Below are 26,611 nucleotides of genomic sequence, written 5' to 3'. Positions count from 1 at the left end.
GTGGAATTACAGTATAGATGTCAGGGAAATATTGTGGGGAGAATAATGGGATTTATATTTAATTAATGATCGTTATTTTCCTGCCCCTCTCCCCTGTGGGGAGAGGGGCAATAACCATTAAAAATCCCAATCCTCGTCTTCGGTTTCCACCGCTTTGCCCATCACATACGACGAACCCGACCCGGAGAAGAAATCGTGGTTTTCATCAGCATTGGGTGAAAGTGCCGCCAGGATTGCCGGGTTCACAGCGGCCATTTCTGGCGGGAATAGCGCTTCATAGCCGAGGTTCATCAGCGCTTTATTAGCGTTGTAGCAGAGGAAGGCTTTGACATCCTCTTCCCAGCCGGTTCCGGCATACAGCTCTTCGGTATAGCTCAGCTCGTTTTCGTACAAATCCATCAGTAAATCCAGCGCGAACCCTTTCAATTCCTCGCGCTTAGCCTCGCTAATACTCTCCAGCCCTTTCTGATATTTATAGCCAATGTAATATCCGTGAACGGCTTCGTCGCGAATGATCAGGCGAATCAAATCTGCCGTGTTGGTGAGTTTACCCCGGCTTGACCAGTACATCGGCAGCCAGAAGCCGGAATAGAACAGGAACGATTCCAGAAACACGCTGGCGATTTTCTTCTTCAGCGGCTCATCGGCACGGTAATACTCCAGCACCAGCCGGGCTTTATGCTGGAGCGACTCGCTCGCTTCACTCCAGCTGTAGGCCTCATCCACATCTTTGGTTTGACACAATGTTGAAAAAATCGAGCTGTAGGAGCGGGCATGAACCGCTTCCATAAAGCTGATGTTCGACATCACGGCCTCTTCATGCGGCGTCAGCGCATCGGCCATCAGCGCGGGTGCACCTGTGGTGTTCTGAATGGTGTCCAGCAGCGTCAGGCCGGTAAAGACGCGGATCGTCAGCTGCTGCTCGGCGTGGCTTAGCGTCTCCCAGGCGGGAATATCGTTAGACAGAGGCACTTTCTCCGGCAGCCAGAAGTTGCTGGTCAGGCGGTTCCATACCTCCAGGTCTTTGTCGTCCTGGATTTTGTTCCAGTTAACGGCGCTAACTCGTGACAGTTTCATCCTTTCTCCTTACAGCGCGCAGGACACGCAGCCTTCGATTTCGGTGCCTTCCAGCGCCAGCTGGCGCAGACGAATGTAGTACAGCGTCTTGATGCCTTTCTTCCAGGCGTAGATTTGCGCCTTGTTAATATCGCGCGTGGTAGCGGTATCCGGGAAGAACAGCGTCAGTGACAGCCCCTGATCCACATGTTTTGTCGCCTCAGCGTAGGTATCGATAATCTTTTCCGGGCCGATTTCATAGGCATCCTGATATAGCGCCAGGTTCTCGTTGGTCATAAATGGGGCAGGATAGTAAACACGCCCGGTTTTCCCTTCCTTGCGGATCTCAATTTTCGACACAATCGGGTGGATGCTCGAGGTGGCGTGGTTGATATACGAGATAGACCCGGTTGGTGGCACGGCCTGCAAATTCTGGTTATAGATGCCATGACGCATGACCTCATCGCGCAGCTGGAGCCACATTTCACGCGAGGGCAGGGTGATACCGGCACGGTCGAACAGCGCACGGACTTTCTCTGTTTTGGGTTGCCAGTCGCCTTCCAGATACTGATGGAAATACTCGCCGCTGGCATAGCGGGATTGCTCAAAGCCGGCGAAACGCTGGTTACGCTCGCGGGCCAGCAGCATCGAGGTATGCAGCGCGTGCCAGGTAATGGTGTAAAAATAGAGGTTGGTGAAATCCAGTCCTTCCGGGCTGCCGTAGGCAATCCCTTCGCGCGCCAGATAACCGTGCAGGTTCATCTGCCCCAGGCCAATGGCGTGCGATGCGGCATTCCCCACCTCAATGGACGGCACGCTGCGGATGTGGCTCATGTCTGACACCGCCGTCAGGCCGCGGATGGCGGTTGCCACCGTGCGGCCAAAGTCCGGGGAATCCATCGTGTGCGCGATATTCAGCGAGCCCAGGTTGCAGGAAATATCTTTTCCGGTCTGGTCGTAGTCCAGGTTTTCGTCGTAGGTGGAAGCGCTGTTAACCTGTAAAATCTCCGAACACAGGTTGCTCATGTTAATGCGCCCGGCAATCGGGTTCGCGCGGTTCACCGTGTCTTCGTACATGATGTAAGGATAACCGGACTCAAACTGGATCTCTGCAAGCCGCTGGAAGAAATCGCGGGCATTGATAAATTTTTTGTGGATGCGATGGTCGGCTACCAGCTCGTGATAAAGCTCGCTGATGGCTACATCGCCAAAAGGTTTGCCGTAAATACGCTCAATGTCGTAGGGGGAGAACAGCGCCATCTCCGCATTCTCTTTGGCGAGAGCAAAGGTGATATCCGGGATAACGACCCCCAGCGACAGGGTTTTGATACGGATTTTTTCGTCGGCGTTTTCCCGTTTGGTGTCCAGGAACCGCAGAATATCCGGGTGGTGCGCGTGCAGATACACCGCTCCGGCACCCTGACGCGCGCCAAGCTGGTTCGCATAAGAGAAGGCATCTTCCAGCATTTTCATTACCGGGATCACGCCGGAGGACTGGTTTTCAATGCGCTTAATTGGCGCCCCTGCTTCACGCAGGTTAGAGAGCAGAAACGCCACGCCGCCGCCGCGCTTTGAAAGCTGTAACGCCGAGTTCACCGCGCGGCCAATCGACTCCATATTGTCTTCAATGCGCAGCAGGAAGCACGACACCAGTTCGCCGCGCTGGGCTTTGCCGCAGTTCAGGAATGTTGGGGTGGCGGGCTGGAAACGACCCGACAGAATTTCATCCGTCAGCTGTTGTGCCAGTTTTTCATCCCCCAGTGCCAGCGTCAGCGCCACCATCACGGCGCGATCTTCAAAGCTTTCCAGGTAGCGTTTGCCGTCGAACGTTTTCAGGGTATAGCTGGTGTAGTACTTCCACGCGCCGAGGAATGTCTGGAAACGAAAGCCGCTGGCATGGGCGCGTTCAAACAGCGTCACCACAAAGCCCCGGGAATACCGGGTGAGCACGCGCTCTTCGTAGTAACCCTCTTTAACCAGATAGTCGAGGCGTTCATGCTGGCTGGAAAAAGGGACGCTGTTCGGGCGAACGTGGGCGCTAAAAAAAACGTCTACCGCTTCATGGTCTTTAGCAAACTGAATGCGCCCCTCGCTGTCGTAGAGGTTAAGCATGGCGTTTAATGCGTGGTAATCCGGCGCGGCCTGAATTACACGTTCTGCGGTTGTCGTTGCCAAAATTCGTTTACTCCTTTACGCACGTTCTCTACGTCCTGCTGTGTCCCCATCAGTTCGAAACGATAGAGATACGGCACGCCGCATTTTTGAGAGATGACATCACCGGCACGGCCAAACGCATCGCCAAAATTACGATTGCCTGCGGCAATCACGCCGCGAATAAGCTGCCGGTTCTGTGGATCGTTTAGAAAGCGGATCACCTGGCGGGGAACGGCCCCTGCCGTCCCGCCACCGCCATAGCTCGGTACCACCAGGATGTAAGGTTCGTCTACCTGAATACGCTCCCGCTCATTGAGCGGAATACGTATCGCAGGCAGCCCGACGCGCTCAATAAATCTGAGCGTGTTTTCCGAGCTGCTGGAGAAGTAGACCAGCCCACTCATGCACTGGCGGCCTGAGCGGCGATGCGGTTAATCATGTCCGGGCGGAAACCAGACCAGCTGGTTTCTCCGGCGACCACCACCGGCAGCTGGCGGAAGCCCTGCGCACGCAGGGTGTCGGCAGCATCCGGGACCAGGTCGACATTCACCATCTCAAACTGGACGCCGCGGCTTTCCATTGCGCGTTTTGTGGCGTGGCACTGAACACAATCGTTACGAGTGTAAATAATAATGCTCATGATTCGTATTTCCATTTAGAATGAAGGAGCGGCGCGAATTGTCGCGTCAGGTTGTGTGTATCTTGCTAAAGGGAATACTAGATGTAGTTATGATAAGTTTCAACCATACAAGATATGGGAAATTTAGATGAATATCGCCACGATGATGAGCACAGCGGGGCAGGGCAGGCTGTACGGGATTTTCAGCCGACAGGTAAAGAAAAACCCCGGTGCCAGTGGCAAACCGGGGCTGACGCACATCTCATTGTGGGTTACTTACGCAGGCTGAGCAGGGCGCCGACAAAAATCCCGACCGCCGCCACCGTGCCAAGCGCGCAGAGCGGTTTTTCTCGGACGAAGGTATTGGCGCAACTGACTGCGTCACAGGCGGCCTGCGTGGTACGAGAACGGCCATGCATTCTGGCGCGGGTCTCACGCAGCAGAGACTGAGCCTTACGTTTTGCGGCATCTGCTTCATCCTTCGCATCTGACCCCCAGGATTTCAGCACTTCCTCCAGCGTGTCCGCTAATTGGCTGACATCATTACGAATATCCTGAGCGTCGTCGTTTATATCGTTTCGGTTCGGTCTGTTAAACATACGATCCTCCGTCATTTTGCATTCTCATTGAGTTTAGCCCAGGATTTTATTATCTGAAGCGAGTCACGACTTATCCGGCGGTTTATGGAATATTCTGAAAGCGCTGCTAATGCTGAATACTGTAAGGTTGCCGGGCAGGAAAAGATAACGAGGATTAAATATGTATTTACGACCTGATGAGGTGGCGCGCGTTCTTGAAAAAGCGGGATTTACCATGGACGAAGTGACATCAAAAGCCTATGGATATCGCCGCGGCGAGAATTATGTTTACGTCAACCGTGAAGCCAGAATGGGACGCACTGCTCTCATTATTCACCCGACGCTGAAAGACAGAAGTCTCTCATTTGCTGAGCCTGCCTCGGATATAAAAACCTGCGATCACTACCAGCAATTCCCGCTCTATTTAGGCGGTGAAACGCATGAACATTATGGTATTCCGCATGGTTTCAGCTCTCGCATGGCGCTGGAGCGTTTTCTGAAGGGACTGTTTGGCGAACAGCAGTAAGCGTGCGACTGGCAATGCGCCAGTCGCGATACATCACGCTTTAGCCTGGTTGTACTGACTGACTTTAAACAGTCGACGGCAGTAGTCGAGAAAATAGCCGTACACCACACCCATCAACATCGACACCACGATATTCGAACTTACCGCAGCGGCGATTTGGTGCCAGTCTGCACCCACGGTCAGCAAAATCGCGACATATACCGGTGACTGGAAAGTGACATAGGCCAGCACGTCGGCCAGGTTTTTCACCCAACCTGCCGGACTGATACGGCGGGCAAGGCGCATGACAGCATCGCGGTACAATCCATAAGGCCATGCAATAATAATGTTCACCGGGATAGCGACCAGGCGAGAAGAAAGTGATTGCTCGAAGGACATTCCGGAGAGGAATATTTCGATCAGCATGTTCACGACTGAACAGTAGACAACCATCGCGAAAGTATCCGCTACCGCATGGCGCAGGCGAGATTGCGGTGAGAACATGTCTGAACTCCTTGAGAAGAACATAATAATGGGGCTTTACCGTTCGGCTTTTAGTGCTTTAGGTTGGTTTGTTTGACGTGTATAGCGTATATCTCTGCTTTGAAACTAACAATTAGTGATTAATTTTTATTTATTGCCTTTTTGTCCACAAAATTCTCTGAAATTGTGTATTTGTTAATCGCCTCGCTATTTTCTCTCTCATGTTGTTTTATTTTGTTTTAAATCAGTTATTTAGGTTGTTTTTGCATGGGTGGGTTTTTGCTCCTGGTGCGGTGTTCAGCATGGCATTCTTTGGTTTGTGTGAAAACCGACCATTCCATGATGATTGTTCTTCATTATTCTTTTTTGTAGATAAAAATTCTGTCTGCAAGGAGGTTGATTTATTCATTATAAATGCATGGGTATTCAGTTTTTTCGCAAGGGGCAACGCGATGCGATTTATACTGTTACGCAGGCCATTATCCTCCAGAGAAATAAACCCTCTTCCTGGAAACATAACCGGCATCCAAAATTATATTTTAAAATATTTACAATAATGGCTTTAAGTTTCGATGGGTGGATAATGCAGGGGAAATGAATTACTCTGTCAGTTGATTTTTCGATTTATCACAAAGAAAAGGTTTTCAATTAATATGTCTTTGACGTTACAGAATCTTAATAATATCCGCACACTTCGTGCAATGGCGCGTGAATTCTCTATTGAAGCGCTCGAAGAGATGCTGGAAAAAGTCAGGATCGTTACTGAAGAAAAACGTAACGAGCTGGCTGAATTCGAACAGCAACGTGCTGAACAGCAGGATAAAATTAATGCTCTGCTGGAACGAATGAAAGCTGACGGTATTTCTCCAGCCGATCTGCTGGGCTCTGAAGCGAGCAATGCGGGTCAACAGGCGAAAAAACGTAAAGCGCGTGAAGCAAAATATCGCTTTATCGACGTTAACGGTGAAGAAAAAACCTGGACCGGTCAGGGCCGCACGCCAAAACCTATTGCGAGCGCACTGGCAAACGGTAAATCACTGGATGATTTCCTGATTTAATTCGTGTGCCGGGCGGAAGGCTCCGCCCGGCTGCGTTCTTTAGCAGACGCCGAAATCACCGTCTTCGTTATAAAGGGTGACATCCGCCGCCTTCAGTGTAAATTTCTCGCCTTGCTCATTGCTGGCCTGTACTGCCACGATGCTCTCGCCATTCACTTCGATCACTTTTAGTTTTGGGCCGCCCATACGTGGTTGCACAAAATCGCCGACTGAAAACATAGTACCTCCTCATCATTGTGGTGTTCTTCACCTTAGCCCACGTCTGGCGCAGGGTACAGTGTATTCAATGAATTACTGCTTATGAGGTACGTCTGTTCCACGGCATCACTTTCAGCAGACGCGCCATTCCGCAAAAGCCGCTCAGCCCGGCAAACAGCAGCCCGGCACCAACAAAACCGCTGAGCAGGAAAAAGCCGCTGGAGACGCTATATCCCAGCACCACACCGCACAAAATCAACAGTCCGGCAGCAATTTGCACCTGGCGCATCAGCGGGAGCGGCTGTGATGTGTCTTCAACGGTCAGTAGCCCGGCCTGTTTCCAGCCCTGAATTCCGCCTTCAACAACATATGCCTGTGCGGGTAATGCTGCCTGCGCAAGTCGCGCTGCATTGCCCGAGGTACGCGCCCCCGACTGGCAGTGGAAGATAACCGTTTCACCCTGCTGGGTCTGAAGCCCGGCAGGGAGCGTATCCAGCGGAACGGAACGGGCAAGCGGAATATGCTCCCGGGCATATTCATCGGTATCACGAATATCAATCAGCGTTGCGCCTTCAGCAATTAGCGCATTCGCCTGCTGCGGGGAGATAAGAGGAAGAGACATTTGCGGCTCCTTACGGGCAATAAAGGGTTTTCAGGGTGCTGATGAGCTGATTCACCGCATCGTTTTTAATGAAGTAGAGAATGCGCTGGGCATCGCGGGTGCTGCCGATCAGCCCTTCTTCACGCATTCGCGCCAGGTGCTGCGAGGTGGCCGATGCGCTAAGCCCCGTGGCACGCGCCAAATCACCCGCGCTGGTGCCCGGGGCACCGCACAGCGTGCACAGGATCAGCAGCCGGCGGGCGTTGCTCATTGCTTTCAGGAGTGCTGCGGCCTGCTCAGCGCTGGCCTGAAGTTGTTCGAGTTCAGTCATGTTAGTTTAGTATTTGCTTAATTAAGTGAATGCTAAACTAAAGGCGTGGATTAAGCCAGTGTCAAAAGCGTAAAAGAGGGTAAAAGGCCAACGCAGAGAAATACCACCCGCTAAACTGACTACGCTTAGAGGGTGTCCTCTTTTTATCTTTAATGAATTCGCTTGCACGGAGTTTGTATGGGTTTTTGGCGTATCGTTTTCACGATCATCCTGCCGCCGCTGGGCGTGCTGCTGGGTAAAGGTTTCGGCTGGGCGTTTATTCTGAACATCATTCTGACCCTATTTGGCTATATTCCGGGTCTTATTCATGCGTTCTGGGTACAAACCCGCGATTAAGCGCGCCAGAGCAAATCACTGTATATTCCGGTCAGCACACCCTGTGGGCCAAACTCTTGTTTGATCCAGCGTGTGACCTGGCCGGTCGCTGCATGTTGTGTGGCAAGCAACATGCGCGAATCCTGGCGTGGGTTATTAATACGCCGCGTCACCAGCAGCCCGTCTTCTACCGCATCCCGCGCCATATATTCCGGTAAAAAACCAATCCCTTCGCCGAGGATCTGACACTGACATTTGGTGTTGAAGTCCGGCACCAGAATCGCTTCCTGCCCGTGCAGCAACCAGCCGACTTTTTTGTTAATGGTGTGCGCGGTGTCTTCTACCATGATATTCGGATACAGGCGCAGCTGGCTTTCAGCTATCGGCTCAGGCGTGAACGCCAGCGGGTGTTCCGGGGCAATGGCAAAGACCCAGCGGATAGCGCCGATTTCGGTGTAATCAATCCCGCCACCGTCGAGCAGGGTATCCGGCGCGCCAATCGCGATATTGGCCTGGTTATTAATGATGGAATCCCAGACGCCGTTGTACACCTCGGTGGTGACGGTTATCTGGCAGGTCGGAAACTGCTTTTTCAGCACCTGTAACAGCCTGGCGGTGTGGCGTGGCGTATATAAAAGCTGGTTGATGCAGATGCGCACCCGCGCCTCGATTCCCTGGGAAATGGTATCTATCCCGCGCTTAATGGCGTGAAAGTCGTTCAGCAGGTCGGTGGCTTTCCGATAAAAATAAAAGCCGGATTCGGTAAGCTCAATGCTTCGCGTATTACGCACAAACAGCACCACGTCCAGCCCGGTTTCCATGCGTTTAATGGTGTAGCTGATGGCCGATGTCGTCAGGCCCAGCTCTTCTGCTGCCTTGCTAAAGCTGCTGTAGCGTGCCGCCATGGTGAAGGCCAGCAGGTTCTCTTCGGTAAAAATGGAATTCATCATCAGGCTCCAGGCATACAGGCCAGCGCGGCATTGTTGAATCTATTTGTAATCCCCCTCAGGAGCAACCAGTTTTGAACAGATTTTAACACTGACGTTACAACTGATTTGAACAGCATCACACTTCCTGAAATTTGTTGTGAGCCGCGCCTGGTAAGGGATTGTGAGGTATAAGCAGAATGCTGTTTTTCGCCATTAAAAGCAGGCAAACATAAGAAAAACATTGTACCGGCGCACGTTTTGGCTCAATTATTAATTTTTATTCAACAATCTGTCATGTTCCGGTGAATGATATTTAAGCGGATTCTTTTCCGAAGGGGCTGTTGCTATTCTCAGTGCATCAGAAATGAAAACATCGGGAGTCTGAATATGTCTGCAAATGAACTCGTTACTGAATTTCTGCTGGCGGCAGAACAAGGGAATATCAACGCGCTAAAAGCGTGCCTGGATAAAGGCGTGGATATTAACGCCACCAACCGCCAGAAAAGAACGGCGGTTATTATTGCCAGCCTGAAAAAGCATTATTCCTGCGTGGAGCTATTAATTGCCGCCGGTGCGGATATTGATAAACAGGACCAGACCTGCTTTAACCCCTTCCTGATTAGCTGCCTGACCAACGATATTACCCTGCTGCGCCTTGTGCTTCCGGCAAACCCGGATCTTGACCGCCTGACGCGCTTTGGCGGTGTGGGCATCACGCCTGCCAGCGAAAAAGGGCACGTGGAGATCGTGCGCGAGCTGCTGGAAAAAACGGATATCAACGTCAACCACACCAATTTTGTCGGCTGGACGCCGCTGCTGGAAGCCATTGTCCTCAACGATGGCGGCGTGAAGCAGCAGGAGATCGTCAAGCTGCTGCTGGATCACGGCGCGAACCCGCACATGACCGACAAATACGGCAAAACCCCGCTTGAGCTGGCGCGGGAAAAAGGCTTCCATGAAATTGCCGAATTGCTGCTGGCAGCTGGCGCGTAAATAAACCGGCCAGCCTGACCGGGCTGGCCATGAATAAACACAGCATTTTACCGTCGTGCCTTTTGCACGGTGGCGGCCCCCTTTTATCCGCGTTCAGGAGAAAATAATGCCAACGAAAATCGTGATAAAAAAGAACACTTATTTTGATTCCGTCTCATTAATGTCTGTTTCCACCAAAGCCAATAAATTGCCGGGCGTTGAGCAGGCCTTTGTGGCCATGGCGACGGAAATGAATAAAGGCGTATTGAAAAACCTCGGGCTGTTAACGCCGGAATTAAATGAAGCCAAAAACGGCGACCTGATGATTGTCATTAAAGGCGATGCGGCGAATGAAGAAACGCTGGCGGCCATTGAAGCGCTGTTCACCCGCAAAGAGAGCAGCGGAAGCCATGAAGCACGCTATGCCACCATTGCCAGCGCCAAAACCCATCGCCCGGACGCAAACCTTGCGGTGATTTCGGTGAATGGCACCTTTGCCGCTCGCGAAGCGCGTCAGGCGCTGGAAAACGATCTCAACGTGATGCTGTTTTCTGACAACGTGAGCCTCGACGACGAGCTGGCGCTGAAGCAACTGGCGCACCAGAAAGGGCTGTTAATGATGGGGCCAGACTGCGGCACCGCTATTATCAACGGCGCGGCGCTGTGCTTTGGCAACGCGGTGCGCCGTGGGCCGATTGGTATCGTCGGGGCGTCCGGCACCGGCAGCCAGGAGCTGAGCGTGCGCATTCATGAGTTCGGCGGCGGCGTGTCACAGCTGATTGGGACCGGTGGCCGCGATCTGAGTGAAAAAATCGGCGGGCTGATGATGCTCGATGCCATCGACATGCTGGAAGCCGATGACGCCACGCAGGTGATTGCGCTCATCTCCAAGCCGCCTGCGCCTGCGGTGGCAGAAAAAGTGCTGGCCCGTGCGCGCGCCTGCCGCAAACCTGTGATCGCGTGCTTCCTCGGTCGCAACGCACCGCCTGCCGATGAAGACGGATTGCAGTTTGCCCGTGGCACCAAAGAAGCTGCGCTGAAAGCGGTGCTGCTGACCGGCATCAAAAAAGAGTCTCTTGATCTGCATCCGCTCAACTGGCCGCTGATCGAAGAGGTGCGCGCCCGTCTGACCCCACAGCAAAAGTACATTCGCGGCCTGTTCTGCGGCGGTACGCTGTGCGATGAAGCGATGTTTGCCGCGCTGGATAAATTCGACGACGTCTACAGCAACATTCAGCCGGATCCGGCGAAACGTCTCAGCGACATCAACGTCAGTAAAGCCCATACCTTCCTCGACTTTGGCGACGACGACTTCACCAACGGTAAACCGCACCCGATGATCGACCCGACCAACCGCATCAGCCGCCTGTTGCAGGAAGCACGTGACCCGGAAGTGGGGGTGATCGTGATGGACTTCGTACTGGGCTTTGGCTCGCACGAAGATCCGGTCGGGGTGATGATCGACGCCATTAAAGAGGCGCAGGCGATTGCGAAAGCCGATAACCGTCCGCTGGAGATCCTCGGCTACGTGCTGGGTACAGACCAGGACGCACCGTCACTGGCTCAGCAGTGCCAGCTTCTGACCGATGCTGGCGTTATCTGGGCCAGCAGCAGCACCAATACCGGATTACTGGCACGCGAATTTGTCTGCAAAGGGGAGAAAGCATAATGACGACTTTATTTAATCAGCCGCTGAACGTCATTAACGTCGGCATTGCGATGTTCAGTGACGACCTCAAAAAGCAGCATGTTCTCGTGACTCAGCTGGACTGGACGCCGCCGGGGCAGGGCAATATGCAGGTGGTGGAAGCGCTTGATCAGCTGGCGGGCAAACCGCTGGCCGACAAAATTGCCGCCGCCAACAAAATTGCCCTTGAGCGCATTATTCAGTCTCATCCGGTGCTGGTGGGTTACGACCAGGCGATTAACGTAGTGCCGGGTATGACCCGCACCACCATCCTGCACGCGGGCCCACCGGTGGCGTGGCAGAACATGTGTGGGGCGATGAAAGGGGCGGTAACCGGTGCGCTGGTATTTGAAGGGCTGGCGAAAAACCTGGAAGACGCGGCCAGGCTGGCGGCATCCGGTGAGATCACCTTCTCGCCATGCCACGAGCATGACTGCGTCGGCTCGATGGCGGGCGTCACCTCAGCCTCGATGTTCATGCATATCGTCGAAAACAAAACTTACGGCAACCGCGCATTCACCAACTTAAGCGAGCAGATGGCGAAAATCCTGCGTATGGGTGCCAATGACCAGAGCGTGATCGACCGTCTGAACTGGATGCGTGACGTGCTCGGCCCGATGCTGCGCGATGCGATGAAAATCATCGGCGAAATCGACCTGCGCTTAATGCTGGCGCAGGCCCTGCACATGGGCGACGAGTGCCACAACCGTAACAATGCAGGCACCACGCTGCTGATCCAGGCGCTGACGCCGGGCCTTATTCAGGCGGGCTATCCGGTGGAACAACAGCGTGACGTGTTTGAGTTTGTCGCCAGCAGCGATTACTTCTCTGGCCCAACGTGGATGGCGATGTGCAAAGCCGCGCTGGATGCCGCCCACGGCATTGAGTACAGCACCGTGGTCACCACTATGGCGCGTAACGGCTATGAATTCGGCCTGCGCATTTCCGGCCTGCCGGGGCAGTGGTTCACCGGCCCGGCGCAGCAGGTGATTGGCCCGATGTTCGCGGGCTACAAACCGGAAGACTCCGGTCTGGATATCGGCGACAGCGCCATCACGGAAACCTACGGTATCGGCGGTTTTGCGATGGCAACGGCCCCGGCGATTGTGGCGCTGGTGGGCGGCACGGTGGATGAAGCCATCGACTTCTCCCGCCAGATGCGTGAAATCACGCTCGGCGAAAACCCGAACGTCACCATTCCGCTGCTCTCGTTTATGGGCATCCCGACCGCCATCGACATCACCAGAGTCGCAGGCAGCGGCATTTTGCCGGTGATCAACACTGCGATTGCCCACAAAGATGCGGGTATTGGCATGATTGGGGCGGGCATCGTTCACCCGCCGTTTAGCTGTTTTGAAAAGGCGCTGTTGACCTTCCGCGATCGCTACTTTTTATAAGGCAAGCATCCATGAAAAACATGAAACTGGAGTGGAAAAGAGGTGACTGGGCGGCATATTTCGGGTTGATGACCAACAACCTGACCAATTTGCTGACCATGATGGGGTTGCTCATTTTTGTCGTCGGCATCCCGAAAGAGATTGTTTATGGACGCATCGCGCCAGCCTTCGGGCTGGCGGTACTGGTCGCGAGCATTTGCTATGCGTGGTTTGGCCTGCAAATGGCGCGCCAGACCGGGCGTAACGACGTTACCGCGCTGCCGTCCGGTCCGAGTGCTCCGTCGATTTTTACCGTGACCTTCCTGGTGCTGATGCCGGTCTACCAGCAAACCGGCGATGCCGATTTTGCTATCCAGATTGGTCTGGTGTGGTGCTTCGTGGAAGCGATGATCCTGGCGGGCGGTTCGTTTTTAGGGGAAACCATCCGCAAGATGATCCCGCGCACCGTGCTGCTGTCGTGCCTGTCCGGGCTGGGTCTGCTGCTGCTGGCGATGAACCCGATGCTCCAGGCCTTCGAAGCGCCGACCGTGTCGTTTATCGTGCTGCTGCTGATCTTCATTAACTGGTTTGGCAAAAAGCCGATCTTCGCCAAAATCCCGACCGGCCTGCTGCTGTTGATTGCCGGTACGGCCCTGGCGTGGATCTCCGGCCTGCAAAGCCCGGAAGCGATTAAAGCGTCTATGTCGTCGTTTGGTTTTAACCCGCCGCAAGTGCATGTGGAAGGCTTCCTGCAAGGGCTGCCGCACGCGCTGCCGTACCTGGCATCAGCGGTTCCTCTGGGGCTGGCAAACTACATCTTTGACCTGGAAAACATCGAAAGCGCCCACGCGGCAGGGGATGAATACCCGACCCGTAAGGTGATGCTGGCGAACGGTCTGGCGTCGATGCTGGGCTGCCTGATGGGCAACCCGTTCCCGGTGACGGTCTACGTGGGCCACGCGGGCTGGAAAGCCATGGGGGCGAGCATCGGTTATACGCTGGCGTCCGGTGTGACCATGTTCATCGTGCCGCTGTTCGGGCTGGGGGCGTTTATGCTCGCCATCATTCCGATGACCGCCATTGTGCCGATTCTGGTGTTTATCGGCGTGGTGACTGCCAACCAGGTGGTGAGGGAAACGCCCAAAGTGGAGGTGCCCGTTATCTTCATCTGTCTGTTCCCGTGGATCGCTAACTGGGCGCTGACCATGATGAACAGCGTGATGGGGGCGGCAGGCACCAGTGCGGCGAAAATCGGTACCGACGTGCTGCACAGCAAAGGCATCTACTACGAGGGGCTGGTGCATCTGGGCAACGGTGCTCCGCTCGCCAGTATGCTCTGGGGCTGTATCGCCATCTTCTCTATCATCAATAAACCGCTGCGTGGGGCCATTGCCGCCGCTGTCGGCGCGCTGCTGGCACTGTTTGGTGTGATCCACGCGCCGGTAGTGGGCTTTGCCGAAGGCAGTTCGCTGATGTTCGTCACGGCCTACCTGATGATGGGCGGCATGTTTGTGGTGAAGCATGTTCTCGACAGCCGTGAAGTGGCGAGCACAAGTGCACCCGTTTCTGAATCCTGATAATGCCGTACCTTCCCCCTCTCCCACGGGGAGAGGGCCGGGTGAGGGCACCAGATCGCACCTTCTCAAAGGAACAAAAATGAAAGAGCTCATGGTCGTTGCCATTGGCGGCAACAGCATTATCAAAGATAACGCCAGCCAGTCGATTGAACATCAGGCCCAGGCGGTTAAAGCCGTTGCGGAGTCGGTGCTGGAGATGCTGGCATCCGATTACGACATTGTGCTCACCCACGGTAATGGCCCGCAGGTGGGGCTGGATCTGCGCCGGGCGGAAATCGCCCACGAGCGCGAAGGGTTGCCGCTGACCCCGCTGGCGAACTGTGTGGCAGATACTCAGGGCGGGATCGGCTACCTGATCCAGCAGGCGTTAAACAACCGCCTTGCCGCGCGCGGTGAGAAAAAGGCGGTGACGGTGGTAACACAGGTCGAGGTGGATAAAAACGATGCTGGCTTCACCCATCCTGCCAAGCCCATCGGTGCGTTCTTCAGTGAAGCACAACGCGACGAATTACAGCTGGCGCACCCGGACTGGCATTTTGTAGAGGATTCTGGCCGGGGCTATCGCCGCGTAGTGGCTTCACCGCAGCCGTTACGTATCGTTGAGGCCGATGCCATCAAAACGCTGACGCAAAGGGGATTTGTGGTGATCGGCGCCGGTGGCGGCGGGATTCCGGTCGTTCGCAGCGAGCAGGGGGATTACCAGAGCGTGGATGCGGTGATCGATAAAGATCTCTCCACCGCGCTGCTGGCGCGCGAGATCGGCGCAGATGTGCTGGTTATCACCACTGGGGTGGAAAAAGTGTGCGTGAACTTCGGTAAACCGACTCAGCAGGCGCTGGACACAGTGAACGTGGCGCAGATGACACGCTATATGGAAGAGGGGCATTTCCCGGCGGGCAGTATGCTGCCGAAAATCGTCGCCTCCCTGGAATTCCTGCACCATGGCGGCAAACGGGTGGTGATTACCTCGCCGGACTGCCTGCCCGCGGCGTTGCGCGGTGAAACCGGCACCCACATTGTGAATGTATAAGCAAAAGGAAGAAAAGATGAGTGAGAATAAAAGCCGCCGTGAATTTATCAGCCAGAGCGGCAAAATGGTCACTGCCTGCGCGCTGTTTGGTACTACCGGCTCTGTCGCGTATGCTGCGGATCCCGCGAAGCAAATCTGTGAGACAGGCAAACCGATGAGCATCACCGCAAAACACTACTATCTGGATAACGTCCTGCTGGAAGCCGGGTTCAATTTCGACGGCAGCGTTGCGACCAGCACCCGCACCGAGCTGAAAACGCTGGAAATCAAAGACGGGAAAATAGTCGCCCTGCGGGATAACAACAGCCACGCCGATGCCACACTGCCGCACTACGATGCGGGCAGTAAACTGATGCTTCCGGCGATGCGCGACATGCACATCCACCTGGATAAAACGTTTTACGGCGGCCCGTGGCGTTCGCTGAATCGCCCGGCCGGGACCACCATCCAGGACATGATCCGCCTGGAGCAGAAGCTGTTGCCGGAGCTGCAACCCTATACCCAGGAGCGTGCGGAAAAACTGATCGACCTGATCCAGTCGAAAGGCTCCACCATTGCCCGCAGTCATTGCAATATTGAGCCGGTATCCGGCCTGAAAAATCTGGAAAACCTGCAGGCCGTATTATCCCGGCGCAAGCCCGGTTTTGACTGCGAAATTGTCGCCTTCCCGCAGCATGGTTTGCTGTTATCCCATTCTGAAAAGCTGATGCGCGAAGCGATGCAGGCCGGGGCGCACTATGTTGGCGGGCTTGATCCTACCAATGTCGATGGCGCGATGGAAAAATCCCTCGACACCATGTTCCAGATTGCACTGGACTACAACAAAGGGGTGGATATTCACCTGCACGAAACCAGCCCGGCGGGCGTGGCGGCGGTGAATTACATGGTCGAAATCGTGGAGAAAACACCTGCGCTGAAGGGCAAGCTGACCATCAGTCATGCCTTCGCGCTGGCCACGCTCAACGAGCAGCAGGTGGATGAGATTGCCACCCGCATGGCGGCTCAGCAGGTGACGATTGCCTCCACCGTGCCGATTGGCACGCTGCATATGCCGCTGAAGCAGCTGCGTGATAAAGGCGTGTTTGTGATGACGGGCACCGACAGCGTGATCGACCACTGGTCGCCTTACGGCCTGGGCGATATGCTGGAAAAAGCTAACCTTTACGCCCAGCTTTATATCCGCCCGAACGAGCAAACCCTTTCCCGCGCACTGGGTATCGCCACCGGTGACGTGCTGCCGCTCAACGACAAAGGCGAGCGCGTGTGGCCAAAAGCGCAGGACGCCGCCAGTTTTGTGCTGGTGGATGCCTCCTGTTCCGCCGAAGCCGTGGCGCGCATTTCCCCGCGTACCGCGACCTTCCATAACGGCAATCTGGTCTGGGGTTCGGTGGGCTAATGTGATGCCGGGTGGCGCTGCGCTTACCCGGCCTACGGTTCGGAGATTTTGTAGGTCGGGTAAGGCGAAGCCGCCACCCGACAATGCAGTATACTGCTATGCACACTCTTAAAGAGGGCTCTGCCATGGCACAAAACATCTATGACAACCCGGCGTTTTTCGAAGGCTACGCCCAGCTTCCACATTCGGTGCACGGCCTGGCCTGCGCTGGCCGAAGAGGCTGAATGCCCGATGCTGGTGTTGATTTCAGCCCGTAAGGCTTAATAACCCACCTTATACACCCGCCCGCTCTGCACACCTTCCACGCTGCGGCGATAGGCCAGAGCCACGGTCGCCGCTGGCACACTTTCAAAACCGGGGAAGAAACCGTCGTATGCTTCGGCGGATTCGGTAAGCACCGTCGGGCTAATCAGGTTAATACGAATACCGCGCGGCAGTTCACAGGCCGCCGCACGGACAAACCCTTCCAGCGCGGCATTCACCGTGGTGGCATTAACCCCCTGAGCAATGGGCTCGTGCGCCACAATCCCGCTAATCAAAGTAATCGAACCGCCCTCATTCAGGTAGTGCTGGCCGGTCAACGCCAGGCGCACCTGCCCCAGAAGTTTGTCCTGCAAGCCCTGGTTGAAATCGCTGTCTTTCATCGTGGCGAGCGGGCCGAAGTGTAAACCACCGCTGGCCGAGACAATGGCATCCACCGGGCCGATTTTTTCAAACAGCGCCTGCACGCTCTCCTGGGAGGTGATATCCACCTGATAATCACCCTGCGTACGCCCCACGCGGATAACCTCATGGCGACGACTTAACTCTTCCGTTACTGCGCGACCGACCGTACCGCTGGCACCAATAATGACGATTTTCATAGCAGACTCCTTATGTTGTGAGCCCTCATTCTTTAATAAATAAAAAGTCAGATAAACTGGGCTAAAGTTAGATGATTACTAACCAGAGGTTTGCAATATGGATAAGCTTCGCGGCATGGAGACCTTTATCGCCGTGGTGGAAAGCGGCAGTTTCACCCTTGCCGCATCGCGCCTTGGGATGTCGGCGGTGATGGTCGGGAAGTACATTGCGTTGCTGGAGTCTCAGCTGGGCACGCGGCTGCTGGAGCGAAATACGCGCCGCCAGAGCCTGACTGACGCCGGACGTGTCTATTTCGACGAAGCAAAGCGGGTGCTGGAGCAGGTGTCGGTGGCTGAACGCGCCGTTGAACGGCTGCGCGCAACGCCCGCCGGAACCCTGCGGGTATCCGCGCCCACGTCGTTCGGTGGCTGCGTGGTTGCCCCACTCACCGCCACGTTTTTACAGCGTTACCCGGAAGTGCGGGTCGAGCTGGATCTGACTAACCGGATGGTGGATCTGGTGGACGAGGGCGTCGATCTGGCCATTCGTATTGGCGACATCCATCACGATGACCTGGTGGCGAAATACCTCTGCCCGTACCGGATGGTGATTTGCGCTGCGCCGGACTATCTGACCCGTCACGGCACACCGCAAACGCCCGCCGACCTGGTGGATCATCTGTGTTTGTCGCACACGGTCTGGACCGCGCGCAACGAGTGGCGACTGCCGGGTGTGGAAGGGGAGGTGCGCTGGAAGCGCGATGCTATCTTAAGATGTAACGACGGCTACGGACTGCGCATGGCGGCAAGAGCAGGGGCGGGATTACTCCTGCAACCGGAAGTGCTGGTGGCGGAAGAGCTGGCGAGCGGCAGGCTGGTGCGGGTGCTTGAGGATTACACCCCGGAGCCGAGGCCGGTGCATCTGCTTTGGCGGCAGGATTTACGCCCGCTGCCAAAGCTTACGCAGTTTATTGCGCATATTATGGCTGGCGTTAAATAACCCCGCTCTTTATTCGCATTAAGAGCGGGGGAGGCGTTACTTCGTTACACATACCAGTACTGGAGAGTGTAGATTTCCCATGATAAAACCATTTTTGATTTTATAGAGCGACATATAGCGATAAGGCTCATTGCTCATACTAAAAAAGGCACGATCCATCAGGTCGTCATCGGCGGTATCGCTGGTATGTTTCACCAGTTTCAGTGATTTCAAAATATAGGTGTTGCTGCTTTGCTTTTCATAATCAAATGTGACCCCTCGTGAGATAACGTGGTTAAAATCGCCTGATGTGGCATTTCCTGCAAGTTCACTGTAGCCAGTGCCGTTGGGCCGGAAAGCAAAAAAGCCATTTAATGATGATGAAAATTTCAACTCTTTATTATTTACGCTAAATACAGTAGTGCAATTTATATCAAGTGCTTCCTGGCTTTCATTCTGAAGCCATAGTATCTGGGCAAACATAACCATCAGAACGATCCCTGCGGTTGATACCCACATTGTTGTCTTATTTATTGAATACATAATTGACCTCATAGTAACTTTTACATGCGGCAAACTTGTCGTGATTGTCTTTATTAAATGTGCAGCGTGATAAGAACACTCGGCCAGGCATTCCATATACAACCGGATCTGAAGGCTGAAAATAAAACTCAGTGTTGGGTAAACATGCCATTCCTGAATGATTTATTACATCTTTAGCAATCATCATTTTAACATTCGTCATTTCCTTCGAACTCTGCTGTATCGTACGGATCTCACATTGCTCAAATGTTCCTAGTGAAAAGGTTTTTCTCTCATCTAATGGAGGTGTGTTAAATAATGAGTGATTGAAAAGTTGTTGTGAAAATTGAATGGGAATGCTGAAATAATAATTAAAGAAAGAACTGATAGAGCCCAAATGAGAATCTTAGGTGATGCTTTGTCTATTTTAAGGTCTCTGCTTAGAGAGACAGTTTTAACGGATGGTATATCGATTTCTGTAATGTCATTATCGATTTTTTCTTCCAGAATGTCGACAATTATATTCCCCGAAAGCATAAAGCCGACACGCGGAACAGTAGTAATAACTTCATCGTGAACTTCAAAGCTCGTGAATACTTTTCGAAGTTCAGCAATGTATTTGTTAAGACTGTTGTTCGATGATCTTAGTCCATGAGCATCCCATACTTTATCAAGTATTTCATCGCGAGTAACAACATCTCCTTTTCTTTGTAAAAGTAAAGTCAGTAGACGGCTCATGGTAATTGTGATGGTCACTTCTGACTCTTTTTTACTCCCTTCCCAAATAGCTCCATCCTCAGGACGGAAATGTATTCGTTCATTGATCAAGTAAATCACGGTATGGCCCCCTTAATAAAAAACGTCACGTTCTATACGAAAACGTTCAAACAGAGAATTATTTATGTGTGGATAATTGATAAATCGGAGAAAACCATATCAGTCTTAATATGGTAATTAATAGTATATTTTATATATTAATCTATAAGGTTTGATAAAAAACATGTAAATAAGAATTAAACTCCGTAGTATTGATAATTATCGATACAATGTATCGCGGAGTCCCTCGGTGTGTAAAATATGTCCCATCTCCAGAGCGGAGTGATGAAAGCCCTGTTAAATAATCTTTCTTTATTAGCGTGCTTTTATCTCGGGGAAGAGGAGTTCCTTCTTCCTGTATGAAGACACTACTGTCACAAATAATCTAAAACTTACTTGAGGATAAAATGAAAAAGATTGCATCACTGACCGCTATTGCCGTGCTGATGGGTTCCGCTTTTACTGTAAATGCAGCATCCACCGGGACAATTACCTTTAACGGAATGGTGACTGATACTACCTGTAACGTGAATGTTGACGGCCAGGGGGTTGATGCGACAGTGACATTGCCTACTGTTCCAGCGACCGAATTAGCTGCGGCAGGCAAAACGACTGGCCGTACTAACTTCAACATGGCGCTGAGTGATTGCGTTGTGGGTACCGAAGGTGAAAATACCGTTGCTGCGTTCTTCCAGACAGGGGCGACAGTTGATAACAATACTGGCCGTCTGAAACAGACTTCTGCTGCTGGTGCTGAGAACGTCTCTCTCCAACTTCGCGACGGCACTAACGATAACATTATTTTCGCGGGTAATCAGAATCAGGCCACCACTAACGCCTTTGCTGAAATTAAGGACGGTGAAGAAATTGCGCTGCCTTACTCCGTTGAATATTACGCTGAAGCACAGGTGACCTCCGGCGTTGTGACTTCCAGTGTTGTTTACAACTTGCAGTACAAATAAGCACTGATTTGCTCATTAAATACCTGGCACGGCGTGTCAGGTTTTTCAGGTAAAAATAAAATGAAAAAACGTCTTTTATTGACCGCAGCGTCCCTTCTGGCAACTACCGTGTTAGCAGCGAATGCCGCATCTACCGGAACAGTGAAATTTAAAGGCTATGTTACTGCCAGTACTTGTAATGTTAGTGTCGATGGTCAGGGAGTAAACGCGACAGTAACCCTGCCAACTGTTGCTGCAACTGAATTAGCCTCACCGGGGAAAACCGCAGGCCGAACCCAATTTATGATGACGCTGACGGATTGCACCCAACAATACTTCCCTCCTGCAAACGATGATGAGGAGGCAACAATGAGTGACGGCTTTGTTTCCGCTTTCTTCCAGTCGGGGGCAACGGTTGACAGCATGACTGGTCGACTCAAACAAACGACCGCTTCTGGTGCGGAAAATGTTTCCCTGCAACTGCGTGATGGCACAAATAATAATGTGATTGTCGCAGGAAGCCAGGAACAGAGGAAAAATAATTTCTTTGCTGATGCCACCGGTAAAAAAGGTGAGGAAATAAAATTACCTTACCTGGTTGAATATTATGCAGAAGACAAGGTCACCTCTGGGGTCGTAACGTCCAATGTTGTTTATAATTTGCAGTATAACTAACGCCGTACTGCTCAAGTTTAAATGTCTGGCCTTAGGGTCAGATATTCATTGAGAGAAAAATGATGAAATCTGTTAAATCTTTATTCCGCAAGGCGGCTTCGCTTTTGCTTAGCCTGATGTTTGCGTCAAACGCGATGGCAAATATTGTGATTACCGGGACGCGTGCAATTTACCCGGCAGGTGATAAGGAAATCTCTGTCAAGGTCAATAATAAAGGGAAAGGACCAGTGTTAATTCAGGCCTGGATAGATAATGGTGATGCTAATGCCAGTCCGGATACAATTCGTGTCCCTTTTATTATTAATCCTCCCATGAACCGTGTGGATGCGGCGAAAGGACAGACGCTTCGAATTTCCTATACAGCAAGTTCGAGTTTACCGAGCGATCGTGAAAGTGTTTTCTGGCTGAATGTGTTGGAAATTCCACCGAGCAATGCGAAAGGTGTGGATATTAATAAACTTCAGGTTGCGTTTCGTTCTCGTATCAAAATGTTTTATCGCCCTGCTGCACTGCGAGAAGACAGCACTAAAGCCGCAGAGTCAATAAAGTGGGAAGTTAACGGTGGTCAGATTATCGCGGTGAATAATTCACCCTATTACATCACGATATTGGGTGTTAGGGCTGATAACAATAAAACCGAGGGTTCCGGTGATATGGTTGCACCCTTTGGACGCATCTCAATTAAAAACAAGAACGGTAGCTTTGCGCGCGGCCAGCATATTTCCTGGCAGTACATCAATGACTGGGGCGCGATTAAAAAAGCAGATACCACACTGTAATCACTGAATCTGATATACGGGCTTAGAAAAATGAAACGTATTCCACAATTCCGGCTGAAAACGCTGGCGGCTTTTATCATCTCTATTTTTGTCGTAGTACCGACGATGGTTCGGGGAGATGATGCTAAAAATGCGGCTGATAGCGTCACGTTTGACCCCATTTTTTTAAGTCCGGGTGCGGCTAAAAAAGCGAACCTCAAGCGTTTCGAAAAAGGTGCGGCTGCGATGCCCGGGACATATTCAGCGAGTATCTTCATTAACGATATGGGGCTGGGTAACGAGAGTGTGACCTTCAAAGAGGATGAACAGGGTAACGTCAACCTCTGTCTGCTGCCGTCCACTTTACGCAAAATGAATTTCAACTACAAAGAGCTACCTTCAGAGAGCGTCAGGTTGATCCAGCAGAAGAGTGATGAATGCCTGATGCTGAAATCCCTGCTGCCTGAAGTCACCATTGATTATGATTCCGGCGCGCAGCGTCTGAATTTGGTCATTCCACAGGCCTATTTGCACAACGTCAATAACGGTTACGTTAGTCCGGAGTATTGGGATGAAGGCGTTAATGCTTTGATGCTGGGCTATCAGAGCAACTACTACTCTATGTCATCAAATGGCCAGCGTTATGACTCAGCTTATCTGGGACTGAATGCCGGGTTGAATATCGGTGCGTGGAAACTGCGCCATAACGGTAACTATAACTGGATGCAGGATACGGGCGGGAGCTATCAGCGCATTAATACTTATGTCGAGCGTGATATTCCGGCTATCAGCGGGCGTTTTATTGCCGGGGAAAATAATACTAGCGGCAACGTCTTCGACACACTCTCTTACCGTGGTGTCGAGCTGAAAGATGAAGAGCGGATGTTACCACAATCCGAGCGAGGATATGCCCCGGAAGTTCGTGGGATTGCACGTACCAACGCCAAAGTCACGGTGCGTCAGAACGGGCAAATTATTCGTGAAACTACGGTTGCCCCGGGGGTATTTAATATCGATGACCTTTATCCAAACGGGTATGGCGGCGATCTGGAAGTAACAGTAACGGAAGCGGATGGCACCGTTCAGCATTTTAACGTGGCCTATGCTGCTGTAAGTCAGTTACTGCGCCCAGGGAGTCATCATTACGACGTGGTTATTGCTGAATTCAACGATTCCCGTGTGTCTAAACGTCGCCCATTGTATCAGGCAACCTACCAGCGCGGTCTTACCAATATGTTCACCGGGTATGGCGGGATGCAAAGCAGTAATGATGATTACTACTCGCTTCAGCTAGGGACGGCTCTGAATACGCCAGTTGGTGCGCTGGCATTTGATGTCAGTCAGGCGCGTACACATTTTAATGGTAATCCATTGAAAGAGAATGTGATGGCCGGGCAGAGTTACCGTATTAGCTACAGTAAGTTTGTGCCAGAAACGAAGTCTAACTTCTCGGTGGCAGCATACCGTTACTCCACCTCCGGATATCTGGATTATCGCACCGCAATGTTGATGATTGACGAGGTTGAGAATGGACGTAGCCCGGAGAATATTTATCGTCCGAAAAACCGCTTCACCACAACACTTAACCAGGGGCTACCGGACGGCTACGGACAGTTCTATGTCACGGGCTACACCCAGGACTATTGGAACAAAGGTACGGGATCCGATCTGCAATACCAGCTCGGCTATAACAACAGCTTTAAATCTGTGGCTTATGGCATTAACGCCGGACGTACCCGTAACGGTATGGGGAATATGGAGACAACCTTCATGTTCAACATGAGTATGCCGCTTGGCAGCACTGGCGCGTCGAACACACCAAACCTGACGGCAGCATTGAGCCGTGATGGCAACGGTAATTACGGCCAGCAGGTTGGTATTTCCGGCACAGTGGGTCAGGAGCATGAATACAGCTACGGTGCTACTGCCTCTCATTATGACAATGGTACAGGCAGCAGCGGAAATCTGAACGGACAGTATCGTTCGCCATTCACTAATCTCAGTGCATCGGTCAGTAAAGGTAAAAACTACAACAGTGTCTCAGCAGGGGCGAGCGGTACATTGCTGGCCTACTCTGGTGGCATCCTGGCAACCCCCTATACCAGCGACACCTTTGCCATTGTCGAAGCGAAAGGTGCAACCGGTGCTGCCGTGGGGAACTATACAGGCGTGAAGGTTGATAGCTTTGGTCATGCAGCCGTGCCATACCTGAACCCGTATGAAATGAACGAAGTGGCGCTGGATCCTAAAGGAACATCGCAAAATATTGAGTTGGACAACACCAGCCAGCGCGTGGCTCCTCATGCAGGATCGGTTGTTCGGCTGAAATACGAAACACGGAAAGGCTACCCGGTGCTGATGCGTCTGAACAAAGGGGCAACCACCATTCCGTTTGGTGCGGAAGTCACCGACACCAAAGGTAACAGTGTTGGAGTGGTTGGACAGGGGGGAGAAGTCTATGCCCGCGTGGAAGCACAAAGTGACATCCTGCACGTGCAGTGGGGGACTTCCGCCAGTGAGCAGTGCAATATTCGCTACAGCCTGACAGATGCTCAGATAAACAGTGATGCACTGATCCAGCTTTCAGTAACCTGTACAAACTAAGTTATCCGTAATAGTTTTTGCCTGGAAATAAACATCAATAAAATTAGGTGCAACTAATTCTATTTTTATTTATTTATCCGGGTTGAATGGAGTTTCTATGAAAATATTTAGTGAGTCATACAATCAAGAAGATACATTGAGTACTGTAGTGATTCGCAGGTTGCTTACTGTATGCATTTTTTTGTTGGTTGCCTTTAATTGCCATCAGGCAGCGGCAGTTATCAATTGCAAGGCTGGTGGCACGGCGGCAGAAACGTCATTAGTAGTGCTTTCAGGTTCTTTTTATGCAGGCAACGATTTACCTGTTGGTAGCGTAATTTACCGCTCGACGGTAAAAACAATCGGAACGCCAAATATTACCTGCGATGCTGCTTTTACAGTAAATCGTTACTTTTCTGTCTCTACAGAACCCTCCGGGCAACCATTTAGTATGAGTGGTTCACCTTATACCGGTGATATTTACCCAACTAATATCCCCGGGATTGGTGTTGCTCTGTGGTATTCCAGTAAAACGTTTACCAAATCTTCGCCATTGCAGCGCACGAATCAGCCTTACACGCATGAATCACCAAATGGCACCTATGGTGTTAGCGGGACTTTTGACATCTCATTGATTAAAACTGGCCCGGTTGATTCAGGCAGTGTGGTTAATGGTATTTCAATTCCGACAGTAATTATGTATGCCGGGGAGGAGGCTGGATACACCGGTTTACCGATTAGAACCTGGACGGTGAATTTTAGCGGCAGCATTAATTTTACAACCCAAACCTGCCAGACGCCGGATGTGAATGTCACGATGGGAAGTTATGAGTCCCGTCAATATTTCCAGGGCGTGGGCTCAACAACGCCGTGGATAGATTCGTCGATACGGCTTGAAAACTGCCCGACATTTACGGGTTATCACGGTCACAACACTGCCCAGTCAGTTTCAGGATCAGGGTCGCCTTCCGGCACTGCGATAACCAGCAACTTTCTCCGCGTGTCGCTGCAACCCATGACCAGCTTTATTGATGACGGCAATGGGGTGTTTGGTGTGAATGCGAGTAACGGGGGCAGCCCGGCAACGGGTATCGGTCTGCAATTAGGCTACACCCCAGATGTCAGTGCTAGTCCGACGACACCGACGACTATCTGGAAAAATGGCGATACCTGGGAGGTTAATCCACCGAATAATGGTACGGCAAATTTTCGTATTCCTCTGGCAGCTCGTTATTACCAGACCGGTTCAGTAGTAACACCAGGCCCAGCAGACGGAAAGGTTATATTCACTATTAATTACCAGTAACATAATGAAGTTTGAATATGCTTATTGAACAAACTGTAGGTGTTTGCTTTACGGACAACAACACCTTCCGTAATCTCGGTTATATGCAGATATTTCGAACGTTAAATCCAAATGCTATTGTTGAAGTGGTTTCATCTCTGGATTATGACGTCGTTAATAATTATCATCATGTGTATGTTATTTGTGATTACATATACTACGCATCGCGATGTGTGAGTCGAAAAATATACCCGAAACTGTTTTTTATACTCGATGAGTGTCGGAAGGGAGTGGTTTCACCACTGCTTAAAACAATCCATCCTCGTAGTATTGATGATTTTTTTT

At 52.1% G+C, this 26,611-nt stretch carries 28 protein-coding genes and 1 pseudogene; 16 read left to right on the top strand and 13 right to left on the bottom strand.

Annotation, left to right across the window (positions count from 1 at the left end; translation table 11 throughout):
* Window positions 1–117 precede the first annotated feature (117 nt).
* The 5 genes from nrdF to N1249_RS17015 all read right to left on the bottom strand — a co-directional run bounded on the left by nrdF (window position 118) and on the right by N1249_RS17015 (window position 4,428).
* Window positions 118–1,077 carry a class 1b ribonucleoside-diphosphate reductase subunit beta gene (nrdF, locus tag N1249_RS17035; protein ID WP_259831429.1) on the bottom strand — a complete coding sequence of 320 codons (960 nt, stop codon included), beginning with the start codon at window positions 1,075–1,077 and terminating at the stop codon, window positions 118–120.
* Window positions 1,078–1,086: 9 nt separating this feature from the next.
* Window positions 1,087–3,231, bottom strand: coding sequence for a class 1b ribonucleoside-diphosphate reductase subunit alpha (gene nrdE, locus N1249_RS17030; RefSeq protein ID WP_259831427.1), 2,145 nt, complete (start codon window positions 3,229–3,231; stop codon window positions 1,087–1,089).
* The gene (nrdI, locus tag N1249_RS17025) at window positions 3,204–3,614 is read right to left on the bottom strand and encodes a class Ib ribonucleoside-diphosphate reductase assembly flavoprotein NrdI (RefSeq protein ID WP_014071472.1); all 411 of its coding nucleotides are present in this window, start codon (window positions 3,612–3,614) and stop codon (window positions 3,204–3,206) included. The genes nrdE and nrdI overlap by 28 nt, the downstream gene beginning before the upstream one ends.
* On the bottom strand, window positions 3,611–3,850 hold the full coding sequence (nrdH, locus tag N1249_RS17020; RefSeq protein ID WP_014071471.1) for a glutaredoxin-like protein NrdH: 240 nt from the start codon (window positions 3,848–3,850) through the stop codon (window positions 3,611–3,613). The genes nrdI and nrdH overlap by 4 nt, the downstream gene beginning before the upstream one ends.
* Before the next feature lie 251 nt (window positions 3,851–4,101).
* Window positions 4,102–4,428, bottom strand: a complete 327-nt coding sequence (locus tag N1249_RS17015; protein WP_014071470.1) for a DUF883 domain-containing protein — start codon at window positions 4,426–4,428, stop codon at window positions 4,102–4,104.
* 160 nt (window positions 4,429–4,588) lie between these two features.
* Between N1249_RS17015 and N1249_RS17010 the strand changes: the two genes are divergently transcribed.
* Complete coding sequence (locus tag N1249_RS17010) at window positions 4,589–4,933, top strand: DUF2002 family protein (RefSeq protein WP_014071469.1); 345 nt, start codon at window positions 4,589–4,591, stop codon at window positions 4,931–4,933.
* A gap of 33 nt (window positions 4,934–4,966) precedes the next feature.
* Here the strand turns inward: N1249_RS17010 and alaE are convergent, their stop codons facing one another.
* Window positions 4,967–5,416 (bottom strand): L-alanine exporter AlaE, encoded by a 450-nt coding sequence (alaE, locus tag N1249_RS17005; RefSeq protein WP_014071468.1) that lies wholly within the window; start codon window positions 5,414–5,416, stop codon window positions 4,967–4,969.
* Between the two features lie 632 nt (window positions 5,417–6,048).
* Here alaE and stpA point away from each other — a divergent pair.
* Window positions 6,049–6,453: a DNA-binding protein StpA gene (gene stpA / locus N1249_RS17000; protein ID WP_014071466.1), complete on the top strand. Its 405-nt coding sequence runs from the start codon at window positions 6,049–6,051 to the stop codon at window positions 6,451–6,453.
* 39 nt (window positions 6,454–6,492) lie between these two features.
* Here the strand turns inward: stpA and N1249_RS16995 are convergent, their stop codons facing one another.
* The 3 genes from N1249_RS16995 to N1249_RS16985 form a co-directional block, all read right to left on the bottom strand.
* Complete coding sequence (locus tag N1249_RS16995; protein ID WP_259831423.1) at window positions 6,493–6,672, bottom strand: hypothetical protein; 180 nt, start codon at window positions 6,670–6,672, stop codon at window positions 6,493–6,495.
* 79 nt (window positions 6,673–6,751) lie between these two features.
* A complete protein-coding gene (locus tag N1249_RS16990; protein ID WP_259831420.1) occupies window positions 6,752–7,273 on the bottom strand; it encodes a rhodanese family protein in 522 nt (173 codons plus the stop codon).
* Window positions 7,274–7,283: 10 nt separating this feature from the next.
* Complete coding sequence (locus N1249_RS16985; RefSeq protein WP_259831418.1) at window positions 7,284–7,583, bottom strand: helix-turn-helix transcriptional regulator; 300 nt, start codon at window positions 7,581–7,583, stop codon at window positions 7,284–7,286.
* 177 nt (window positions 7,584–7,760) lie between these two features.
* Here N1249_RS16985 and N1249_RS16980 point away from each other — a divergent pair, with 177 nt between their 5' ends.
* The gene (locus N1249_RS16980; protein WP_259831416.1) at window positions 7,761–7,919 is read left to right on the top strand and encodes a YqaE/Pmp3 family membrane protein; all 159 of its coding nucleotides are present in this window, start codon (window positions 7,761–7,763) and stop codon (window positions 7,917–7,919) included.
* On the opposite strand, the gene N1249_RS16975 is transcribed toward N1249_RS16980, so the two are convergent.
* Window positions 7,916–8,845, bottom strand: coding sequence for a LysR substrate-binding domain-containing protein (locus N1249_RS16975; RefSeq protein ID WP_014071462.1), 930 nt, complete (start codon window positions 8,843–8,845; stop codon window positions 7,916–7,918). The genes N1249_RS16980 and N1249_RS16975 overlap by 4 nt on opposite strands.
* A gap of 369 nt (window positions 8,846–9,214) precedes the next feature.
* Here N1249_RS16975 and N1249_RS16970 point away from each other — a divergent pair, with 369 nt between their 5' ends.
* From N1249_RS16970 to N1249_RS16940, 7 genes and pseudogenes are all read left to right on the top strand, one after another.
* Window positions 9,215–9,820: an ankyrin repeat domain-containing protein gene (locus tag N1249_RS16970; RefSeq protein WP_259831414.1), complete on the top strand. Its 606-nt coding sequence runs from the start codon at window positions 9,215–9,217 to the stop codon at window positions 9,818–9,820.
* Between the two features lie 106 nt (window positions 9,821–9,926).
* A complete protein-coding gene (fdrA, locus tag N1249_RS16965) occupies window positions 9,927–11,468 on the top strand; it encodes an acyl-CoA synthetase FdrA (RefSeq protein WP_259831413.1) in 1,542 nt (513 codons plus the stop codon).
* On the top strand, window positions 11,468–12,883 hold the full coding sequence (locus N1249_RS16960) for a DUF1116 domain-containing protein (RefSeq protein ID WP_259831411.1): 1,416 nt from the start codon (window positions 11,468–11,470) through the stop codon (window positions 12,881–12,883). Before fdrA ends, N1249_RS16960 begins: the two co-directional genes overlap by 1 nt.
* A gap of 11 nt (window positions 12,884–12,894) precedes the next feature.
* A complete protein-coding gene (locus N1249_RS16955) occupies window positions 12,895–14,439 on the top strand; it encodes a xanthine permease (protein ID WP_259831409.1) in 1,545 nt (514 codons plus the stop codon).
* A gap of 79 nt (window positions 14,440–14,518) precedes the next feature.
* Entirely contained in the window at window positions 14,519–15,469 is a 951-nt protein-coding gene (locus tag N1249_RS16950) for a carbamate kinase family protein (protein ID WP_259831407.1), read from the top strand.
* A 16-nt stretch (window positions 15,470–15,485) separates the two neighbouring features.
* Complete coding sequence (locus N1249_RS16945; protein WP_259831406.1) at window positions 15,486–16,865, top strand: amidohydrolase family protein; 1,380 nt, start codon at window positions 15,486–15,488, stop codon at window positions 16,863–16,865.
* Window positions 16,866–16,990: 125 nt separating this feature from the next.
* Window positions 16,991–17,065: pseudogene (locus N1249_RS16940) on the top strand (SAM-dependent methyltransferase); the annotation flags it as partial.
* Window positions 17,066–17,125: 60 nt separating this feature from the next.
* Here the strand turns inward: N1249_RS16940 and N1249_RS16935 are convergent.
* Window positions 17,126–17,728, bottom strand: a complete 603-nt coding sequence (locus N1249_RS16935; RefSeq protein WP_259831404.1) for a short chain dehydrogenase — start codon at window positions 17,726–17,728, stop codon at window positions 17,126–17,128.
* 97 nt (window positions 17,729–17,825) lie between these two features.
* On the opposite strand from N1249_RS16935, the gene N1249_RS16930 reads away from it, so the two are divergent.
* Window positions 17,826–18,707 (top strand): LysR family transcriptional regulator, encoded by an 882-nt coding sequence (locus N1249_RS16930; protein WP_259831402.1) that lies wholly within the window; start codon window positions 17,826–17,828, stop codon window positions 18,705–18,707.
* Window positions 18,708–18,743: 36 nt separating this feature from the next.
* Here the strand turns inward: N1249_RS16930 and N1249_RS16925 are convergent, their stop codons facing one another.
* Together N1249_RS16925 and N1249_RS16920 are read right to left on the bottom strand one after the other, a co-directional pair.
* Entirely contained in the window at window positions 18,744–19,175 is a 432-nt protein-coding gene (locus tag N1249_RS16925; protein ID WP_259831400.1) for a hypothetical protein, read from the bottom strand.
* A 330-nt stretch (window positions 19,176–19,505) separates the two neighbouring features.
* Window positions 19,506–20,045, bottom strand: coding sequence for a winged helix-turn-helix domain-containing protein (locus tag N1249_RS16920; protein WP_259831398.1), 540 nt, complete (start codon window positions 20,043–20,045; stop codon window positions 19,506–19,508).
* Between the two features lie 386 nt (window positions 20,046–20,431).
* Between N1249_RS16920 and N1249_RS16915 the strand changes: the two genes are divergently transcribed.
* From N1249_RS16915 to N1249_RS16895, 5 genes are all read left to right on the top strand, one after another.
* Window positions 20,432–20,986: a fimbrial protein gene (locus tag N1249_RS16915; RefSeq protein WP_259831388.1), complete on the top strand. Its 555-nt coding sequence runs from the start codon at window positions 20,432–20,434 to the stop codon at window positions 20,984–20,986.
* Between the two features lie 60 nt (window positions 20,987–21,046).
* Window positions 21,047–21,640: a fimbrial protein gene (locus tag N1249_RS16910; RefSeq protein ID WP_259831386.1), complete on the top strand. Its 594-nt coding sequence runs from the start codon at window positions 21,047–21,049 to the stop codon at window positions 21,638–21,640.
* 59 nt (window positions 21,641–21,699) lie between these two features.
* Window positions 21,700–22,419 (top strand): molecular chaperone, encoded by a 720-nt coding sequence (locus N1249_RS16905; RefSeq protein ID WP_259831384.1) that lies wholly within the window; start codon window positions 21,700–21,702, stop codon window positions 22,417–22,419.
* 30 nt (window positions 22,420–22,449) lie between these two features.
* Window positions 22,450–25,002, top strand: a complete 2,553-nt coding sequence (locus N1249_RS16900) for a fimbria/pilus outer membrane usher protein (RefSeq protein ID WP_259831382.1) — start codon at window positions 22,450–22,452, stop codon at window positions 25,000–25,002.
* 97 nt (window positions 25,003–25,099) lie between these two features.
* Window positions 25,100–26,287, top strand: coding sequence for a fimbrial protein (locus N1249_RS16895; protein WP_259831380.1), 1,188 nt, complete (start codon window positions 25,100–25,102; stop codon window positions 26,285–26,287).
* Window positions 26,288–26,611 lie beyond the last annotated feature (324 nt).

This window comes from Enterobacter sp. CP102 (assembly GCF_025152625.1).
Classification (GTDB): Bacteria; Pseudomonadota; Gammaproteobacteria; order Enterobacterales; family Enterobacteriaceae; genus Enterobacter; species Enterobacter soli.
Note: the sequence above shows the minus strand (reverse complement) of the source record. Positions and strands in the feature narration are given on the sequence as shown.

What these genes read in the sequence shown, in the direction of transcription:
- nrdF (WP_259831429.1), bottom strand. Translation starts at nt 1,077, where the DNA reads ATGAAACTGTCACGAGTTAGCGCCGTTAACTGGAACAAAATCCAGGAC.
- nrdI (WP_014071472.1), bottom strand. Translation starts at nt 3,614, where the DNA reads ATGAGTGGGCTGGTCTACTTCTCCAGCAGCTCGGAAAACACGCTCAGA.
- nrdH (WP_014071471.1), bottom strand. Translation starts at nt 3,850, where the DNA reads ATGAGCATTATTATTTACACTCGTAACGATTGTGTTCAGTGCCACGCC.
- N1249_RS17015 (WP_014071470.1), bottom strand. Translation starts at nt 4,428, where the DNA reads ATGTTTAACAGACCGAACCGAAACGATATAAACGACGACGCTCAGGAT.
- N1249_RS17010 (WP_014071469.1), top strand. Translation starts at nt 4,589, where the DNA reads ATGTATTTACGACCTGATGAGGTGGCGCGCGTTCTTGAAAAAGCGGGA.
- alaE (WP_014071468.1), bottom strand. Translation starts at nt 5,416, where the DNA reads ATGTTCTCACCGCAATCTCGCCTGCGCCATGCGGTAGCGGATACTTTC.
- stpA (WP_014071466.1), top strand. Translation starts at nt 6,049, where the DNA reads ATGTCTTTGACGTTACAGAATCTTAATAATATCCGCACACTTCGTGCA.
- N1249_RS16995 (WP_259831423.1), bottom strand. Translation starts at nt 6,672, where the DNA reads ATGTTTTCAGTCGGCGATTTTGTGCAACCACGTATGGGCGGCCCAAAA.
- N1249_RS16990 (WP_259831420.1), bottom strand. Translation starts at nt 7,273, where the DNA reads ATGTCTCTTCCTCTTATCTCCCCGCAGCAGGCGAATGCGCTAATTGCT.
- N1249_RS16985 (WP_259831418.1), bottom strand. Translation starts at nt 7,583, where the DNA reads ATGACTGAACTCGAACAACTTCAGGCCAGCGCTGAGCAGGCCGCAGCA.
- N1249_RS16980 (WP_259831416.1), top strand. Translation starts at nt 7,761, where the DNA reads ATGGGTTTTTGGCGTATCGTTTTCACGATCATCCTGCCGCCGCTGGGC.
- N1249_RS16975 (WP_014071462.1), bottom strand. Translation starts at nt 8,845, where the DNA reads ATGAATTCCATTTTTACCGAAGAGAACCTGCTGGCCTTCACCATGGCG.
- N1249_RS16970 (WP_259831414.1), top strand. Translation starts at nt 9,215, where the DNA reads ATGTCTGCAAATGAACTCGTTACTGAATTTCTGCTGGCGGCAGAACAA.
- fdrA (WP_259831413.1), top strand. Translation starts at nt 9,927, where the DNA reads ATGCCAACGAAAATCGTGATAAAAAAGAACACTTATTTTGATTCCGTC.
- N1249_RS16960 (WP_259831411.1), top strand. Translation starts at nt 11,468, where the DNA reads ATGACGACTTTATTTAATCAGCCGCTGAACGTCATTAACGTCGGCATT.
- N1249_RS16955 (WP_259831409.1), top strand. Translation starts at nt 12,895, where the DNA reads ATGAAAAACATGAAACTGGAGTGGAAAAGAGGTGACTGGGCGGCATAT.
- N1249_RS16950 (WP_259831407.1), top strand. Translation starts at nt 14,519, where the DNA reads ATGAAAGAGCTCATGGTCGTTGCCATTGGCGGCAACAGCATTATCAAA.
- N1249_RS16945 (WP_259831406.1), top strand. Translation starts at nt 15,486, where the DNA reads ATGAGTGAGAATAAAAGCCGCCGTGAATTTATCAGCCAGAGCGGCAAA.
- N1249_RS16935 (WP_259831404.1), bottom strand. Translation starts at nt 17,728, where the DNA reads ATGAAAATCGTCATTATTGGTGCCAGCGGTACGGTCGGTCGCGCAGTA.
- N1249_RS16930 (WP_259831402.1), top strand. Translation starts at nt 17,826, where the DNA reads ATGGATAAGCTTCGCGGCATGGAGACCTTTATCGCCGTGGTGGAAAGC.
- N1249_RS16925 (WP_259831400.1), bottom strand. Translation starts at nt 19,175, where the DNA reads ATGGTTATGTTTGCCCAGATACTATGGCTTCAGAATGAAAGCCAGGAA.
- N1249_RS16915 (WP_259831388.1), top strand. Translation starts at nt 20,432, where the DNA reads ATGAAAAAGATTGCATCACTGACCGCTATTGCCGTGCTGATGGGTTCC.
- N1249_RS16910 (WP_259831386.1), top strand. Translation starts at nt 21,047, where the DNA reads ATGAAAAAACGTCTTTTATTGACCGCAGCGTCCCTTCTGGCAACTACC.
- N1249_RS16905 (WP_259831384.1), top strand. Translation starts at nt 21,700, where the DNA reads ATGATGAAATCTGTTAAATCTTTATTCCGCAAGGCGGCTTCGCTTTTG.
- N1249_RS16900 (WP_259831382.1), top strand. Translation starts at nt 22,450, where the DNA reads ATGAAACGTATTCCACAATTCCGGCTGAAAACGCTGGCGGCTTTTATC.
- N1249_RS16895 (WP_259831380.1), top strand. Translation starts at nt 25,100, where the DNA reads ATGAAAATATTTAGTGAGTCATACAATCAAGAAGATACATTGAGTACT.